We start from the raw sequence: 15,823 nt of genomic DNA, 5'->3' as shown, positions 1-15,823 counted from the left end.
AAGGGGTTTCCGGCTGGAACCAAAATCCATCTAAGCAGATAAACGTGCAATCTCGGCAATGTGTCAGAGGCGAGTACGATGCCTGGATCATGAAACGTTATGAAACGTTCACAATATATTAAATATTTGCCCATTGTGCAACATTGCCCATTGAGCAAATTCGATGTTATATTGGATGCAGACTTCAATGAGATGGGTGCTTGATGAGCGGAGGTGACTAAAAAGAATGAACAAATCAAATTTGCGCGAAATCAAAAAAGAAGCGACGGCGCACGCTTTGGCGGAAGCCGCATTTCAGCTGGCGCTGGAACGCGGGATGGACGGTTTCGTCGTGGAGGATATCGTCCAGCGGGCCGGGTACTCCCGCCGCACGTTCGCGAACTACTTCTCCTGCAAGGAAGAAGCCGTGGCTACCGCAACGGTGCCGTATCACGACGTCAGCGAATTCTACGACCTGCTGAACCGGATGCCCGACTCCACCTCGCCCATCGACGCCATGTACCAATTCGTGAAGATGCAGCTGGCAGAGGAATCCCTTCGCAGGATGAAGCAACTCTTTACTCTTTCCAAGAGCTATCCCACCTTGAAGCCTTACACGCTGAGCGCGGTGCATCTCTTGCAGCGGGAAGCGCAAAATCTATTGACAGGTCTGTTCCGGGAGACGCATTCACCCGATTACACGTATCTGCTGGCCGGCTCCGTATGTTCGACCATCGTGCCCCTGCTCGACGGAACGCTCCGCGTGTTGCTCCCGGGCGAATCGCCGGACGTCGATCCCGGCGCCGAGTCGTTCGACGACTACTTCGAAAAGGTGTTCGGCTACTTGAGGCAAGGGTTCTGACGCGGGGATAGAGCGGCTATTACGGCGGCGGGCGAGCGATTAGCACGAACTGTGACAGGTCCGTTCCGCCTTTCTCTGAAACCGGCATACGCTCAGATTGGAAAGGGACTCGTCTGCTGAGGATCAGCCGCTATTTGCGCTCGTGATCCCGTGCATGCCATCGATGGGATGACTCGACTCTCGTTAACGGACACTATGAACGCTATTTGCCCAATTTCGAACATAACGAAAATGTATCGGACACCACGAACGTTATTTCGTTGAATCCAGGCAGCTGTACTCGTTATCGGGACGAATAAGGTATCCTGTGTCCGTTACAGGATCCAAGACGTCATTTGAGCGACAATAGCGCTTCCGATGTCCGTTAGACCGTTGCACCATGTCGAGATCGTTTGCTTCGAAATACTTGCAAAACTTCATTACCAAAGGAGAGACACTAACTGCATGTCCAAATTATTGTATCGTATCGGCAAATCCGCCTTTGGCAAGCCTTGGGCGTTTATAGCAGCATGGATTCTGATCATCGGGATCGTCGGCGCCATGCTCGGCATCAACGGCATGAGCGTCAGCTCCGAGATGAAGATTGAAGGCACGGAGTCGCAGAAGGTGCTCGACAAGCTGGAGCAAGAGCTGCCGGAAGCATCCGGCGGCCAAGCCAGCGTGCTCTTCACCGCGCCTGAAGGCGAGAGACTCGACACGCCGGAACGCATCGCGACGATTACCGAGACCGTGGGCAAGGTGTATGAGCTCGAGTACATTATTAATCCCGCCGAGCTGGCGGCCGCAGCCGGCGCGGACCTGAGCGCAGGGCAAGCCGCGCAAGGCGGCGCCCTGGCAGGAGCCGCTCAAGGCGCAGAAGCCGACGCGGCTGATGCGGCGCAAAATGCCGCTCAAGGCGCTGACGCCGGCGCGGCGGCAGGAGCTGCGGATGCGGCTAATGCGGCAGGCGGTGAACTACCTCCTTACATGCCGCTCATGATCAACGGGATGCCTGTACCTGGCGTGTTGATCGCAACGGACGGAAGCATCGCTCTGTTCCAATTTCAATTCACCGTGCAACAGAACTCGCTGCCGCAGGGCGTAACGGATACGGTGGTGGAAGCCGTAACCGAATCCGTCGACGGAAGCGGCATAACCGCGCTGCCAAGCGACTCGCTAAAAGCAGTCGAGGTCCCTATCGGCATTAATGAAGTGTTCGGACTTCTGATCGCGGCCGTCGTTCTCGTTATGACGCTGGGCTCGCTTGTCGCAGCCGGCTTGCCGATCATCACCGCGCTCTTTGGCGTAGGGATCGGCGTCGGAGGCGCGTTCGCCCTCTCCACCTTTGTGACGATGACATCGTTCACGCCTGTTCTGGCCCTCATGATCGGATTGGCGGTCGGCATCGACTATGCGCTCTTTATCGTGAACAGACAGCGCCGACTTATCTTCGACCAAGGCCTGACAGCTCGCGAAGCAGCCGGCCGTGCGGTCGGAACGGCAGGCAGCGCCGTATTTTTCGCCGGTCTGACGGTTATCATCGCCTTGTGCGGCCTGCTCGTTATCGGCATTTCCTTCCTCAGCATGATGGCTCTCGTCGCTTCGGTTACGGTGCTTCTCAGCGTGCTGATCGCTCTTACGCTGTTGCCGGCGTTGCTTGGTCTGATCGGAGAACGCATTTGCTCCGATAAGGCACGCGAGAAGAACCGCTCCAAAGCGGCAGCCAAACAACATGGCGTCGCCGACGCATGGGTAAAAGGCATCGTGAAGTTCCGCTGGCCGGTCATCCTTGCGGTTATCGTCTTGCTGGGCGCAGCGGCGATCCCGGCAGCGAAGATGGAGCTGGGCATTCCGTCCGGCGCCAGCGCGAACCTGGATACATCCGCCCGCCAGAGCTACGATGCGATTTCGGCCGGTTTCGGAGAAGGCTTTAACGGCCCTCTGCTCATCGTCGCAGAGCCAAAGGATTCCGCAGGCGTCATCGCTCCGGAGGTACTCGGGGGCATCGTGCAGGAAATTCAGAAAAACGAAAACGTATCCGTCGTGCAGCCGATGGGGATGAACGCGGAAGGCAACATTGCCATTCTCAGCCTGATTCCGAAGACAGGTCCGACGGACACGGCGACGAAGGACCTTGTGCAGGAGCTTCGCGAAGTTGATTCCGCTATCGCAAGCAATTTCGGCGTTACGCTTGGCGTAACAGGCTTCACAGCCATTAACATCGACATGTCCAGCAGGCTTGCGGAAGTATTCCCGACCTACATCGGCGTTATCGTGATCCTGTCGCTGATCATTCTGCTGCTCGTCTTCCGTTCCATTCTCGTTCCGATCAAAGCGACGGTCGGCTTCTTGCTTAGCGTACTTGCCACGTTCGGCATTACGACCGCCGTATTCCAATGGGGATGGGCGAGCAATCTGTTCGGCGTGGATACCGGCGGACCGCTTATGAGCTTCATTCCGATTCTCGTGACAGGTATTCTGTACGGACTCGCGATGGACTATCAGGTGTTCCTCGTCTCCTCCATGCGCGAATCGTACGTGCACGGCCATCGCGGCAGAAACAGCGTCATCCATGGCTACGACCAAGCCAGCCGGGTCGTTGTCGCGGCCGCCGTCATCATGGTTGCCGTATTCGCCGGCTTCGTCTTGACGCATGATATTATGATCAAACAGATCGGCTTCGCGCTTGCGCTTGGCATTTTGATCGACGCGTTCTTTGTTCGTATGGCGCTGGTACCGGCCGTCATGGCCATCTTCGGAGACAAAGCCTGGTGGCTGCCGAAGTGGCTCGACCGCCTGCTGCCGAACCTCGACGTCGAAGGCGACAAGCTGATCGCCGAGCTGCAAGCCAAGGAAGCAAAGTGAAACGGCTGTCGCCGTCCTTTGGCGGCGCAGTAAGTTTCATTCCGAGAAATGAAGGCCAAGTATAGAAAAGCTTATACTTTCCTGTATTTGGACAAAACCACCCTCGCGGGTGATTCAAACCAAACCGTTCAATCACTCACCGTCTATCGGACATATATGACGCTATTCTTCGATTATTTAGGTTTTCGAAAATCTAACGGACATAGTCAACCCTATTGGCATCATCATCGCTCAAATCGGCTTCATTACGCCCAAATAGCGTCTTTTCGTATTATCAGGTTAGCCAGTTATTACTGGTTGGCCTTTTTTTATGGTCGGTATACGATGGCGGTAGCCGGGAGAACGTGCGTCTTTTAGGGGTCAGACCCCGTCACAAAAACTGTTCTCCCACTACCCCCAATGACCATGTTTGAGCTGGTAGAGGCAACGACCTCGCATCACAAGCGAAGCTATGGGTTTGGAACCATCGTGGAGTGCCGGCAATTTTATTAGGGAGGTTGTTATGCAGCCAGTCGTAGGTGTGGATGTAGCGAAAGGATCTAGCGTAGTACAAGCTTTTACAAGGAGGAACGAACCGTACGGGAAGTTGGAGAGCATCTCTCACGGGGATAGCGGATTCGAGCGGCTAGGGGAGCTCTTAGCGGAGTTACAGGCGAGGATGGCAATTGCCCCTGTAGTTATTCTTGAAGCGACAGGACATTATCATCGGGGGCTTGTAGCTTATCTCGAACGTAGTGGATGGACGCATTTCATCGTTAATCCGTTACAGTCTAAGCGTGCGAAAGGAACTCAACTTAGGAAGGTAAAAACAGATGCTGCGGATGCTTGGCATCTAGCCGATATGTACTACCGCGGGGACGTTTTACCGCATCGTACATGGGACGAAACGTTTACAGAGCTGCAGCATGTGACCAGGCAGCATGAGTTTGTGACGGGAATGTTCGTCCAAGCGAAGTTAAACGCGAGAGCATTGCTCGAACAGGTCTTTCCGGCTTATGAGGAGATCTTTTATGCCCTGTTCTCTGTCACGTCGCTAAGCGTGTTGGAGCGTTGTTTAGAGGGCGATGATGGGGATCTTGTTGAAACTATTCAGGCATGCGCTGGAAAATCCCGTTCGAGACGTTGGGTTGATGAGAAAGCAAGACGACTTCGAGAGATCTTGTTAGATTGGAGAGCACAGCCTAGAAGCCAATCTCAGACCGTAGCCTTAAGTGGTATGGTTTCCTTGTTGCTTTCGTTCACGGAGCAATTAAGTGATCTTGAGAAACAGATGAATGAACTCGCATTTGATTTACCTGAGGTAGAACTGGTGAAAAGCATACCTGGGATCGGGGATAAATTAGCTGCAGCAATTGTTGCGGAGGTTGGAGATGTAGGACAATTTGAAGGCGCTAAACAGCTTGTGGCGTATGCGGGATTAGACCCTGGAATCTTTAGTTCCGGGAAATTTACCGCCACAAGTTCACGAATTACTAAGCGGGGTTCAAAGAGACTTCGCCGATCGTTGTATTTAGCTGTGCAATGCGGGATCCGGGGAAGCACCAACAAGAGGATTAGAGAATATTACGACAAGAAAAGAAAAGAGGGCAAGCCATACAAGGTGGTCGTGATCGCTTGCGCCAACAAGCTTCTCCATCACGTGTACGCCATCCTTAGTAAAAAGCAGCCCTACAGAAACTAAAAACCAAATTTACCCATAACCTTCACGCCAATGAAGGTTATTAGTCGTGCCTAGAAATCAGTATACCAATTAAACTGCCCCACTCCAATACTAAATGCTTGACAAGTATTAGCTGGTTTTTGTCCGTTAGATTTGGTTGTAGTTTAAAATCGGACGAATAGCGTCGCTGGTGTCTGTTACATTTTTCAACCTTTTGTTCACAAGTTTGGGAGTCGCATATCCAAGTTCAAACTCACCCTGACGGGTGAATCGGAGACTGTCGAATAACTGTGCATAGGTGAAACTCCGGCAACTGTCTGGTAAAAAATGAACTGGAGCAACCGTAACGGAAATGAAAGGCGCTATTTCCTCAAAAAGCACCAATTCGCGATTCTAATGGAACTGACAGCCCTTATGATGGGCAAAAGTCCGCGGTTCGCCTGGATTTCTCACGAATAACGGCGCGGAGTTCCGTTAGATTTTAATATCACGCCAAACGATCCATATAAGGGCCCTCACTTCCGTTAACACGTTGGCGATGATGGATTGCAGCTTTATTCCAGCATTGCACACAATGAATCGACGGCCTTATAAATGACGCTATTCTGTCCCAAAAGTGTTCAAACGATAGGGAAACGTTCCAATTTACACGCAAAAGGACCTCGAATTCCACTGTAACGTGGGAGATGAGGTCCTTTTCTTGAAAAAATCCGACTTGACGCGGGGCTCGAAAATCGAATAATTACTAATTGGATTTTGGGACGACAGCCCCTTCTTTTGATCTATTCGAAGCTCCGAGCTGTATGCTAAATATTCACCCAAGTTAACGTATAACGGTAATAAAACCGCCGCTTTGCCTTCGCGCCCGGCAATACCTCGCTTGCCGTCCGTTTGATTTCGTCCAATGACTCCCGAGGCTCCGCGAGCTTGACGCCAATCTCCTGCATGCCGCCCTGCAGCTTGTCCATCAGCTTGATCGGCATCATGTGCAGCCCGGCGACGATATAGTCGGTCGCCGTCTTGTTGGCGGAGAGGCCGACGACAAGCAGCCTTCCGCCCGGAGCCAGAAACCTCCGCATATGAAGCAGCGCGGGCCGAAGCTCCATATGGTGCAACGTCGCTACGCAAGTAATCGTCTGATATCGCTCCTCGGGCGGCGGGACGGACATGGCCATGAAATCGCCGGCAATCAGTTCGGTGTTGCTCCCAGCTCCCAATCGCTTGCGCGCGCGCCCGACGGCATCATTATCGGGATCAATGCCGACTGCCAGCGCGACATGCGGAGCCAGACGCTCCAACAGCAGCCCCTCGCCGCATCCGATATCCAGCACGCGTCCGCCTCGGCGCTTTGCATCGTTAACCAACTCTGCATGGAAGGCCGTATTATGATTCCAATAGATTGCTTTGCCGCTCATTTCCGACCGCCTCCTCCCCTGTACTTCCATTGTAATCCGGGAGGACGTCCCTGTATATGATCTACGAAACCTCAACCACGGCCTTGATTACCTTCGACGCCGGACCCAGCCAATCGCCAAACGCTTCGATCATACCTTCGAACGACGAACGATGCGTAATGAAGCGGCTCATGTCCAGATAACCTTGCCCTACAACGTCGAGCACATGCTGAAAGTCGGCCGCCGTCGCGTTGCGGCTGCCCATCAGCGTCAACTCCCGCTTGTGGAAATCGGGATCCGAGAAGGCGATCTCGCCTTTTACAAGACCGACGAAGACCAGCTTGCCGCCATAGGAGACCAGCTCGAACGCCTTCTCCATAGACTTGGCGTTGCCCGTTGCGTCGAATACAACGGCGGGATATTCGCCGTCCGTAAGCGCGGCCAGCTGCTCCTTCGCGTTCGGCGCCAGCGCGTCGATCCGCTCGTCGGCCCCCGCCCACGAAACGCAGAAGTCCAGCCGCTCCCGCGAGATGTCCATCGCGATGACGCGGGCGCCTGCATGTTTGGCGAAAGCCATGACGCCCAGCCCAATGGGGCCGGAGCCGATCACGAGCACCGTATCGGACGGCATGACGCCGCCTCGCCTGACCGCGTGCGCTCCTATGGCTAGCGGCTCTACTAGAGCGGCTTCGTCCAGCGACAAAGAATTTACGTTCAGCAGATGGGACACCGGCACGGAGATACGTTCCCTCATTCCGCCATCCTGATGCACGCCGATGACGCGCATCTCTGCGCAGCAATTCGTCTGACCGCTTCGGCATGCCCGGCACTTGCCGCAATGCAAGTACGGAATGATCGCCACGCGATCGCCTGCCGACAATCCGCGGTCGTTCCCGCCGATCGCTTTAATAACGCCGGACAGCTCGTGCCCCAATATACGCGGGTACTGGAAGAAGGGCTGTTGCCCCTTGAACGCATGATAATCCGTGCCGCAGATGCCGATCCTTTGAATGGCAACGATGGCATGTCCTTCCGTCAGCTCCGGCTCGGGCAGATCGTCCCTCATGCGGAACGACTCCATTTCCTCGCATACGATTCCCTTCATCTATGTCCCTACTTCCCCTCTGTCATAAACGATCCGTCGATTCGTTGTAGCGCGGCAATCCGCTGTTCCAAGTCTCGTTATGCACCGGCTTCAGCACATCAAGCACCTCGGAGAGCAGCTCGAGATCCATCGGCTCGTCCGTCCATGCCGCGTTTCTCGCGATATTAGCCGGGTTGGCCGTACTGACAAGCGTTGTGGGGATACGCTCCTCCGCTGTCGAGAACTGAATCGCCAGCTTCGCGATGTCCTCGCCCCGTTCCTCCACGAGCCGCGCCGCTCTCAGGCAAGTCTCCTTGAGCTCGGCGCTTGCCGGATGCCAATCCGGAGTGCCTCTCGTGCTCAAAAGCCCCATTGAGATCGGCGAAGCGTTAACCAATCCGACGCCGCGCTCCTCCAGCAGCGGCAGCAGTCCCAGCAGCGAAGTATCGTTAAGCGAATAATGGCAATACGAGATGATGACATCCACGTCGGCCTGCGGCAGCATTTGCTCGAATAAAGCCAGCGGAAGCCCGCAAATGCCCGCGAACCGGATTTTGCCTTCCTTCTTCAGTCGTTGCAAGGCAGGAATGGCTTCGCCCACAATAATGTCCGGTTCCACGAACTCGATGTCATGCAGGAACAGCATGTCGACGTAATCCGTATTCAGGCGAAGCAGACTTTCCTCCAGGCTCGACTCGATCCGCGCTGCCGAAAAGTCGAACGCGTTCTCGCCGTACCTGCCTGCTTTCGTGGACAAGTAAAAGCGGTCCCGCGAAGTCTGCGCAATAGCCTGACCCAGTACGGTCTCGGCCTTCGTAGCTCCATAATACGGCGATACGTCGATCAGATTAATGCCGGCGTCCAATGCCGCATGCACCGCGCGAATTCCTTCCGCGTCATCCGTCTGACGGAACACGGAGCCCAGGGAAGAAGCGCCGAAACTAAGCCGCGACACTTCGAGGCCGGTCTTGCCGAGCAAACGATATTTCATCGCGATCCCTCCGTCTCTTGCAGCTTGTAGAATCGTCTTGCGTTCTCGCCGAACAGCTTGGACCGCGACCGCTCTCCCCAGTCTTTCGGCAGAGCTCCCTCCAGCAGACCGACGACCTCGCCATAGTTTGCCGCAAGCAGACACACCGGCCAGTCCGTGCCGAACATCACTCGATCCTCGCCAAAGACGGCCAGAACGTGGCGGATATACGCCTCGAAGTGCTCCGGCCTCCAATTCCGATGATCGGCCTCCGTCACCATGCCGGACAGCTTGCAGTACAACCGGGGATGAGACGCGGCCCGCTCCATCTGCTCCGTCCACGGCTGCAACGTCCCCGCCGCAATATGCGGTTTGGCGATATGGTCGATGACGCCCCGCAGGTTCGGAACGGCATCCAGCAGTTCTAGCAGAGGGTCCAATTGATCGGCTGTCACCAACAGATCGACGGGTACGTCCAGCTCGGAGTAAAAGCGCAGCGCCTCCACGAAAGGAGGCTCCAGTATGCGCCTGGCATCCGGCATATCCTGAATCATGATGCGGAAGCCGACGAATTTGGGATACTGCCGGAACCGCTCGTAATGCTCCTTGTGAGCGGGATCGAATAGATCCAGCCAGCCCACTACGCCGAAAATGTTATCCGAAGCGTCTGCCAGAGACAACAAATATTCCGTCTCCTCAACGGTAGGTGCCGCTTGAACGACGATGGTGCCGTCCAGCCCATGCTTGGCAAGCTCCGGCTCCAGGTCCCGTGGCAGGAAATCCCTGTACAGAACCGGCAGCTCCGGCGTGATCCATCCGTAGTCGTCCCGGGACATCGTCCAGTAATGCTGATGGGCATCAATGCGCATGCCGCAATCACTCCTCTCTTCTCCCTCTATTGTACGAACGCCAATCGGAAATTGAAATGTCGGCGCATTGCAATAATATGTCCGATTTTGATATATTGAGGGCAATAACCGGATTGGAGGCATGCCGCTTGCAGCCTGTTCGCAAACCGTTCCATCTCGATCCCGTCTTTCCATTCGAGCTTGTCTACAAGGGAGTCCGCTATTCGGACAACGAGTGGCCGGACCATCTGCATGACCTTTACGAGCTTGTATACATCCACGAAGGCACGGGGTCCTTCTTCATCGACCACACCATCTACGAGAAAGGCCCCGGCGACCTGTTTCTCATTCCCGGCAACACCGTGCACCGCGCGTTCCCGTCCGCCGAAGAGCCAATCGTATCGACCGCGTTGTTCTTTTCGCCTCCACTCGTGGAGGCCGACTCGCTCGGCGATCGATACGAGCCGCTTCAATGCTACAACATGGCCAGGGGACAGAAGCGCTACAAATTGTCCCCGGCGGAGACCGATCATACCGGCATCGAGCTTCTGCTCCGCGCAATGGCGGAAGAGATGGCCAGCCAGGAGGCGGGCTACCGGCACGCGATCCGGCTCCATCTGCTGCGCCTCTTGCTGGAGCTCGCGCGGCTGCCTGCCGTACACGCAGCCCCCGCCGCAGCCTCCGTCGGCTTCGGTCCGGCCTGGATCCGGCAGGCGCTGCGCGACATGAACCGCGATCCCGTCGGCTGCGGAGGACTCGCGGAGCTGGCGGGCCGCGCGGACGTCAGCTCCAGCCACTTTTCCCGCGTCTTCAAGGGGCTGACCGGCATGACCGTGACCGACTACGTAAACGCCAAGCGGCTTGTCCGCGCCAAGGATCTGCTGCTGTCGACGGACGACAACATCGAAGATATCGCAGCGGCTTGCGGCTTCCTGGGCATGCGCCACTTCTACGAGCAGTTCAGGAAGTTAACGGGGTTAACGCCAAAAGCTTATCGGGATCAAATGAAAACCTGATTGATCATTAATCAGATAAAGCGAGGAGGAGATACGAGTGTCCAGCTCCTTAGACGAGACGCGGCAGCTTTACGAAAGAGACGAGGTCACGAACAGCTTTCTGAAACGGCATCCCGTTCATTGCGAGTTTCGAACCGGGAAATTGCCCCGCAAGCGACTGCATTTCCACGAGGGCTGCGAAATCTACTTGTGCCTCGGCGGCAGCGGCTCTTATATCGCCGAAGAGAAGCTGTACCCGCTCCATGCCGGGACGCTTACGATTATCGGACCCAACGTCGTGCATCATCCCTACTCTGGAGAGGATTCGTTTAGCCGCTATATTTTGACGATAGACGAAGCCTATCTGGAAACAATGGGGCAGCTATGCGGATGGAAGATAAGCCCTTTCGGCCAGTTGCTGGGGAGCTCCTCGACAAGCAGCCACTACTTTCTGACGGCGGCGCAATCGGAGCGCGCCCGCTCGGCGGCCGCGGGGTTGGCCGAGCTTCTATGTTCGCCGGATCCGCTGCGCGAGCTCGCGATGCTGCATCGCCTGACGGAAGTGATGCTGCTGATCGGGGAGCTGCAGCATTCGCCGGCGGAGCAGCAGCTCGCAAGCGGCGCGAACGAGCGGCTTATTCAGGAGGTGGTCGCCTGCATGGCGGTGTCGTATCGCGACCAAATTACGATCGATGGCTTGCTGGAACGGTTTCCCGTGTCGCGTTCGAAGCTGCTGCAGCTCTTTAAGGCGACAACGGGCTTTACGGTGACGCAATTGCTGACGGAATATCGGCTTAATCAGGCGAAGCGGCTGCTCGCGGGCACCGACTGGCCTATGACGGAGATTGCCGCTCAATCGGGCTTCGGCGATCTGTCCCACTTTTACCATGTATTTCGAAGAGAGAGCGGCATTACGCCGAGGCAATACCGCCGGAAGGCGTTGGAACCGAGCTGAAACGGCTGTCTCCGCCCTTGCTTGTGCTTTAGAGGAAAACCCTACCTCTAATCCTGCTCGAATTGCCGTTTTTGGGCTGAATCATCTCGGTTAATGGGAGCCCCTCTAATCCGAGCCTTGACCGCTCAACTACTCCCGCGGTTCCTCGCGCAGCGGCTTGACGTCGAGCGGAATCTCGCCCTGCTCCGTCTCCGCCAGTCTCGCCTGGAACGAACCTTCGTACTCGAATACGGTGCCGATCAACGGATTATTTACTTCGACCGAAATCCGGTAACAGTCTGCCCGATCATCGTACCATTCGCAGACGTCGGCGATGCCGGTCAGACTTGCAGGGAATCGGAATTGCAGCAGTCCTTCGTAGAAGCGCTGTTCTCCCGAGCGAATGCGAATGCCCCCGTTGGGAGCTGCCGATATTTGCAGATCGACCGCGAGATGCTGCTTGGTGCCCAAATAATCGACGATCCTCCCGCGACTATCGCTATAGATCATCGTGGCGTCGAAACGGCGGATGGCGTTCGGAAACTTGAAGGAACGAATCCATGTCACCGTCTCTCTCCCATACCCGTCCACGTAAGCGTAATTCTCGATTGTAAAAGGGATGTCGCGCCCTCCCTGAGGAAACATGATATGCCGCTTCGTTCCTGCATAAAGAGGCAGTGCCGCCAGCTTGGCGTAACGGATTCGCTCCATCGTCCCTCGGCCAACGGACTTAACCCGGTCGGAGCTGCTAAAGCCGAAGCGCTCTCTTATGCGGGGGTGCAGCTTGGAGAAATCGGCGCCCAGCGCCTTCTCATAGATAGACTTCATGACTGCCGCCTCCTTTCTCCGTGCCGACCTCATCCTCGCTTCTCCGACGGCAACGGCCGGCCATCGGTACGCCAGACGCCGTCATAGCGGCAATAATCGCCAATGCCAGCATGGGAACAGTCAACACGAGGGGATTAAATGGCGATAACAGCAGCTCCGGCGTTCCGGCAATCGCCGCGCCCCCCAGCAGGACGAGCAAGATAGATTGGCCGACATAAGCCGCTCTTCGTAGGTGCCATATCGCTATCGCAATCCCCATGCCGATCTCCGCCACTCCCAACAAAGGCAGCAATACATGCTCCACGTTCGGGAACAAGCCGGTCGCCCGATAGAGTTGAAGCTCCCCGCTATCCGGACTGATCAGCTTCGGCACAAGCCCCTCATATAGCCACAGGAGAGACAATAACGCTACGCACGCATAATGAATGACCGCTCTCTGAATCGTAACGGCAGGCGCGATGCCGCGCTCTAACCAGATCCGCAGCATATCGAAGCTCCAGGCGGTCGCATAACCGAACAACGGACGGAATGCCAGCCGGTCCAACAGCCGGCCGACAATTCCGAACCTCGTCGTATAATTGAACTTCGTGCTAAAGGTTACTCGATCGCCGTTTGGCTTGTACCGCCAGTAGCCGCCGCCCCGTCGTATAAGCGAAATCGGCTGCTCGGATTCGAATACGAGCGTGGAGAGCGCTCCTCCGGTTGCGATTGATTTGGAGCTCCTTGACTCGCCAGTGCCCGCGATTGCAATCCCGAAGCCGATACGAGTACGGTAAAGAAACCTTTGCGGAGAATTCTCTCCTTCTTTCGGAAGATACGTAATATCGGTGAATCGTAAATCCCATTGCCGGTGCAAGTTCGGTTCCTGGGTGTGACTCCATATAGCATCCATATCGGCAGCGATATCCAGTTCTACGTAGATCGGCGTCGTTCTCATATGCGCTCTCCCCCTGTTCTTCCCTTCACCCGGGTTGTTGTGCTAATTGTAACGCCAGTCGGCCGAAAGCGGCAGTTCCAACTATTGTGGGTCCCCAAAGAAAAGGGTACTACGCGGCGTAGTACCCTGCTGTATGCTATCAAGCTCGACCAGCCTTAGGCGGATGATTGACATTACTAGGCATGGAGGTGTATTTTGGGTCTAAACCATTAAAGGCAAGGGGAATGAAAGTTGGCAGTCATCGAAGATTTTATGAAGCTCGATATTCGTGTCGGAACGATTGAGAAGGCGGAATTTTTTGCAGAAGCGAGAACGCCTGCCATTAAGCTCGAAATTGATTTCGGTCCTGAGATCGGAATAAAAGCCTCAAGTGCGCAGATTACAAAGCGGTATACAGCCGAGGAAATAGTCGGGAAACAAGTTATATGCGTGGTTAACTTTCCCGCCCGGCGCATTGCAGGGTTCAAGTCCGAAGTATTGGTGCTCGGAGGAGTCCCGGAAGAAGGGGATGTCATTCTACTGAAACCGGATATGACCATGCCAAATGGAACCGCGATTGGTTAATGGCGAAGTGTAACTACCGTGAATCATCTCGTTCAAGGTGAAACGGCTGTCGCCTTCCTGCGCTATTCTTCGATTTTTAGGTTTTCGAAAATCTAAAGGACATACAGAGGCTGTCTATTCACTGTAGATAAGAACGAGTTGCGTGCTGGAATGGGGCAATTGTGTGCTGGAGGGAACCGCTGAGTGGGATAATCGGAGGGCTGGGGAGTCGGATTCTACTTAGCAACTAATGGCATTTCGACGTCGAATAAACCCAGGTCTTTGAGGAAGTAGCTTCCTCAACGTGAGTTTCAAATTAACGACCATGGCAGCCAAGTAACCTTTAAGCTGCAACGCTTTTCGGCTTTTCGTTAAGGGTCTCTCTAAACCACAGTCATTCTTCAATTCTTGGTTCTTTCGTTCAACCAGCATGCGCTGTTTACGATCTAATTTGCCGCTTATCGTAGCGTTGTAATCCTTGGCAGCCTCGTACACTTCATAATAGTCACTGTGAAATACCCGGCGCTCTGCTTTTCCTGTTGTACATGCCGAGCGTAAGGGGCAACTTTCACAGTCTGTCTTTTCAAAATAGTATTGCCAACCGCTGCTTTGAGGAATATGACGCTTTTTTACGGTATCCTTTTCGTTCGGACAAGTGTAGCAGTCCTTTTCCTTGTCATAGCTAAATCGGGCGAGGTCGTATCCCTTTGAGGGGTTACTGCCCAGGATGACAGGGGCTACTACAGGGATGCCAATAGTGGCAAGCATAGTGCGCTGCAACCCGTGGCCGTAGGCGGTGTCACCTAACATGGCGCGTGGCGAAATTTCGAAAAAGCTTTGTACATCTTTGGCCATCGCGTACATAGCTTCTCTGTCATGTTCATTCGCAGGCACGACGTTCACATTCAGCACAACGGAGCTGGTCCCACACAAATTTTGTAGTTTGTAGCCACATGTGACGGTGGATGTATTCTTTCTCCCGACTCGAGCGTGCGGGTCAACAGCGCTCATAAGACGATCCTTTGCTCTTTCATGGCTCGGGATTTTTTCAAACACAATCTCTTGTTCGGTTTGGTTCCGCGCAGAGTCAATCGGGTCGCCATCAGTCGGCGGTACAGGTCTGCTGTTCTGCTCTAATATGTCCTGCAGAATGCGTTGCAAATGCTGAGAAGTCTCGCGCTCTTTTTCCGTGAGTTCTTTTTGCAACAAAGCAGACACATCCTCGAGTTGAAACCATTGAAGCAAACCATAAGCTTGTGCCACCAACTTGCTGAAAGCGAGCATGTGACCAGCAGTAGATGGTTGTACGGAGGTACGAGCGTAGAGTCCATCGGTCTCAACCGAAGCGAGTGCGAGTTGGTATATCGCACGATGGCTACGTTTTAAATGTTGAAGGACCCGGATCATAGCATGTTGAATCAAGCGATAGGTGCGCGGCTTGGAGAGTGCGGGATTTGAGGCAAACGAGTCGATGATCCATTTCTCCGTGTGATCGCCCCAAAGGCCATGGCTGTACATTTGGGCAAGAATGTAGAAGTGGCAGGCTTTAAACATGGCGGTTCCCATACGTGAGCGGTCCAAGCCAATCGTACTGTGATCAAACCCAAAGAAGTCGACGGGCAAGCCTAAGAAACGCTTGATGAACAAGTCGCTAATTATGCGCTCTTCCACCTGGCGGTCGGAAAGACCGTAGTATATCTGAATGAGATGGACTTTAAGCTTCAGTGAAGGCGCATATGGGTGCTGTCCGCGCCCCGAGTAGAGCACGGAGCACAGTGAATCTGCAAAAGAAAAGTCTATCTTCTTCTCTAAGTGACTCCAAAAAGGATGCTCAGGAAGCTTGGAGTATACCATCATATCTGCAAAAGACATTTGATCGAACTCTTTGTAACGCACACGTCTATTCAACACAGCACAAACCCCCGGCCCAAGTATATTTTCCATT

Annotated in this window: 13 protein-coding genes; 6 read left to right on the top strand and 7 right to left on the bottom strand. The window is 54.6% G+C overall.

All coding sequences use genetic code 11. From position 1 onward, the window contains the following. Positions 1–226 precede the first annotated feature (226 nt). From H7F31_RS07545 to H7F31_RS07535, 3 genes are all read left to right on the top strand, one after another. A complete protein-coding gene (locus H7F31_RS07545) occupies positions 227–841 on the top strand; it encodes a TetR/AcrR family transcriptional regulator (protein ID WP_187103627.1) in 615 nt (204 codons plus the stop codon). 444 nt (positions 842–1,285) lie between these two features. Further along, on the top strand, positions 1,286–3,685 hold the full coding sequence (locus tag H7F31_RS07540) for an MMPL family transporter (RefSeq protein ID WP_187103626.1): 2,400 nt from the start codon (positions 1,286–1,288) through the stop codon (positions 3,683–3,685). Positions 3,686–4,136: 451 nt separating this feature from the next. Next, entirely contained in the window at positions 4,137–5,366 is a 1,230-nt protein-coding gene (locus H7F31_RS07535) for an IS110 family RNA-guided transposase (RefSeq protein WP_315970553.1), read from the top strand. Between the two features lie 785 nt (positions 5,367–6,151). Here H7F31_RS07535 and H7F31_RS07530 read toward each other — a convergent pair. The 4 genes from H7F31_RS07530 to H7F31_RS07515 all read right to left on the bottom strand — a co-directional run bounded on the left by H7F31_RS07530 (position 6,152) and on the right by H7F31_RS07515 (position 9,662). Next, a complete protein-coding gene (locus tag H7F31_RS07530) occupies positions 6,152–6,760 on the bottom strand; it encodes a class I SAM-dependent methyltransferase (protein ID WP_187103625.1) in 609 nt (202 codons plus the stop codon). 61 nt (positions 6,761–6,821) lie between these two features. Then, positions 6,822–7,844 carry a zinc-binding alcohol dehydrogenase family protein gene (locus H7F31_RS07525; protein ID WP_187103624.1) on the bottom strand — a complete coding sequence of 341 codons (1,023 nt, stop codon included), beginning with the start codon at positions 7,842–7,844 and terminating at the stop codon, positions 6,822–6,824. 22 nt (positions 7,845–7,866) lie between these two features. Beyond that, a complete protein-coding gene (locus H7F31_RS07520) occupies positions 7,867–8,814 on the bottom strand; it encodes an aldo/keto reductase (RefSeq protein WP_187103623.1) in 948 nt (315 codons plus the stop codon). After that, on the bottom strand, positions 8,811–9,662 hold the full coding sequence (locus H7F31_RS07515) for an amidohydrolase family protein (RefSeq protein WP_187103622.1): 852 nt from the start codon (positions 9,660–9,662) through the stop codon (positions 8,811–8,813). The genes H7F31_RS07520 and H7F31_RS07515 overlap by 4 nt, the downstream gene beginning before the upstream one ends. Before the next feature lie 128 nt (positions 9,663–9,790). Between H7F31_RS07515 and H7F31_RS07510 the strand changes: the two genes are divergently transcribed. After that, positions 9,791–10,657: an AraC family transcriptional regulator gene (locus H7F31_RS07510; protein WP_187103621.1), complete on the top strand. Its 867-nt coding sequence runs from the start codon at positions 9,791–9,793 to the stop codon at positions 10,655–10,657. 37 nt (positions 10,658–10,694) lie between these two features. Beyond that, on the top strand, positions 10,695–11,591 hold the full coding sequence (locus H7F31_RS07505) for an AraC family transcriptional regulator (protein ID WP_187103620.1): 897 nt from the start codon (positions 10,695–10,697) through the stop codon (positions 11,589–11,591). Positions 11,592–11,720: 129 nt separating this feature from the next. On the opposite strand, the gene H7F31_RS07500 is transcribed toward H7F31_RS07505, so the two are convergent. Next, the gene (locus H7F31_RS07500; protein WP_187103619.1) at positions 11,721–12,398 is read right to left on the bottom strand and encodes a DUF4166 domain-containing protein; all 678 of its coding nucleotides are present in this window, start codon (positions 12,396–12,398) and stop codon (positions 11,721–11,723) included. Then, positions 12,382–13,335: a DoxX-like family protein gene (locus H7F31_RS07495; RefSeq protein ID WP_187103618.1), complete on the bottom strand. Its 954-nt coding sequence runs from the start codon at positions 13,333–13,335 to the stop codon at positions 12,382–12,384. Before H7F31_RS07495 ends, H7F31_RS07500 begins: the two co-directional genes overlap by 17 nt. 231 nt (positions 13,336–13,566) lie before the next feature. Between H7F31_RS07495 and csaA the strand changes: the two genes are divergently transcribed. Next, positions 13,567–13,899, top strand: coding sequence for a chaperone CsaA (gene csaA / locus H7F31_RS07490; protein ID WP_187103617.1), 333 nt, complete (start codon positions 13,567–13,569; stop codon positions 13,897–13,899). Between the two features lie 219 nt (positions 13,900–14,118). On the opposite strand, the gene H7F31_RS07485 is transcribed toward csaA, so the two are convergent. Beyond that, positions 14,119–15,789: a transposase gene (locus tag H7F31_RS07485; RefSeq protein WP_261800138.1), complete on the bottom strand. Its 1,671-nt coding sequence runs from the start codon at positions 15,787–15,789 to the stop codon at positions 14,119–14,121. Positions 15,790–15,823: the final 34 nt, after the last annotated feature.

Origin of the sequence: Paenibacillus sp. PAMC21692 (assembly GCF_014303795.1) — a bacterium.
GTDB classification, from domain to species: Bacteria; Bacillota; Bacilli; order Paenibacillales; family Paenibacillaceae; genus Pristimantibacillus; species Pristimantibacillus agaridevorans.
Note: the sequence above shows the minus strand (reverse complement) of the source record. Positions and strands in the feature narration are given on the sequence as shown.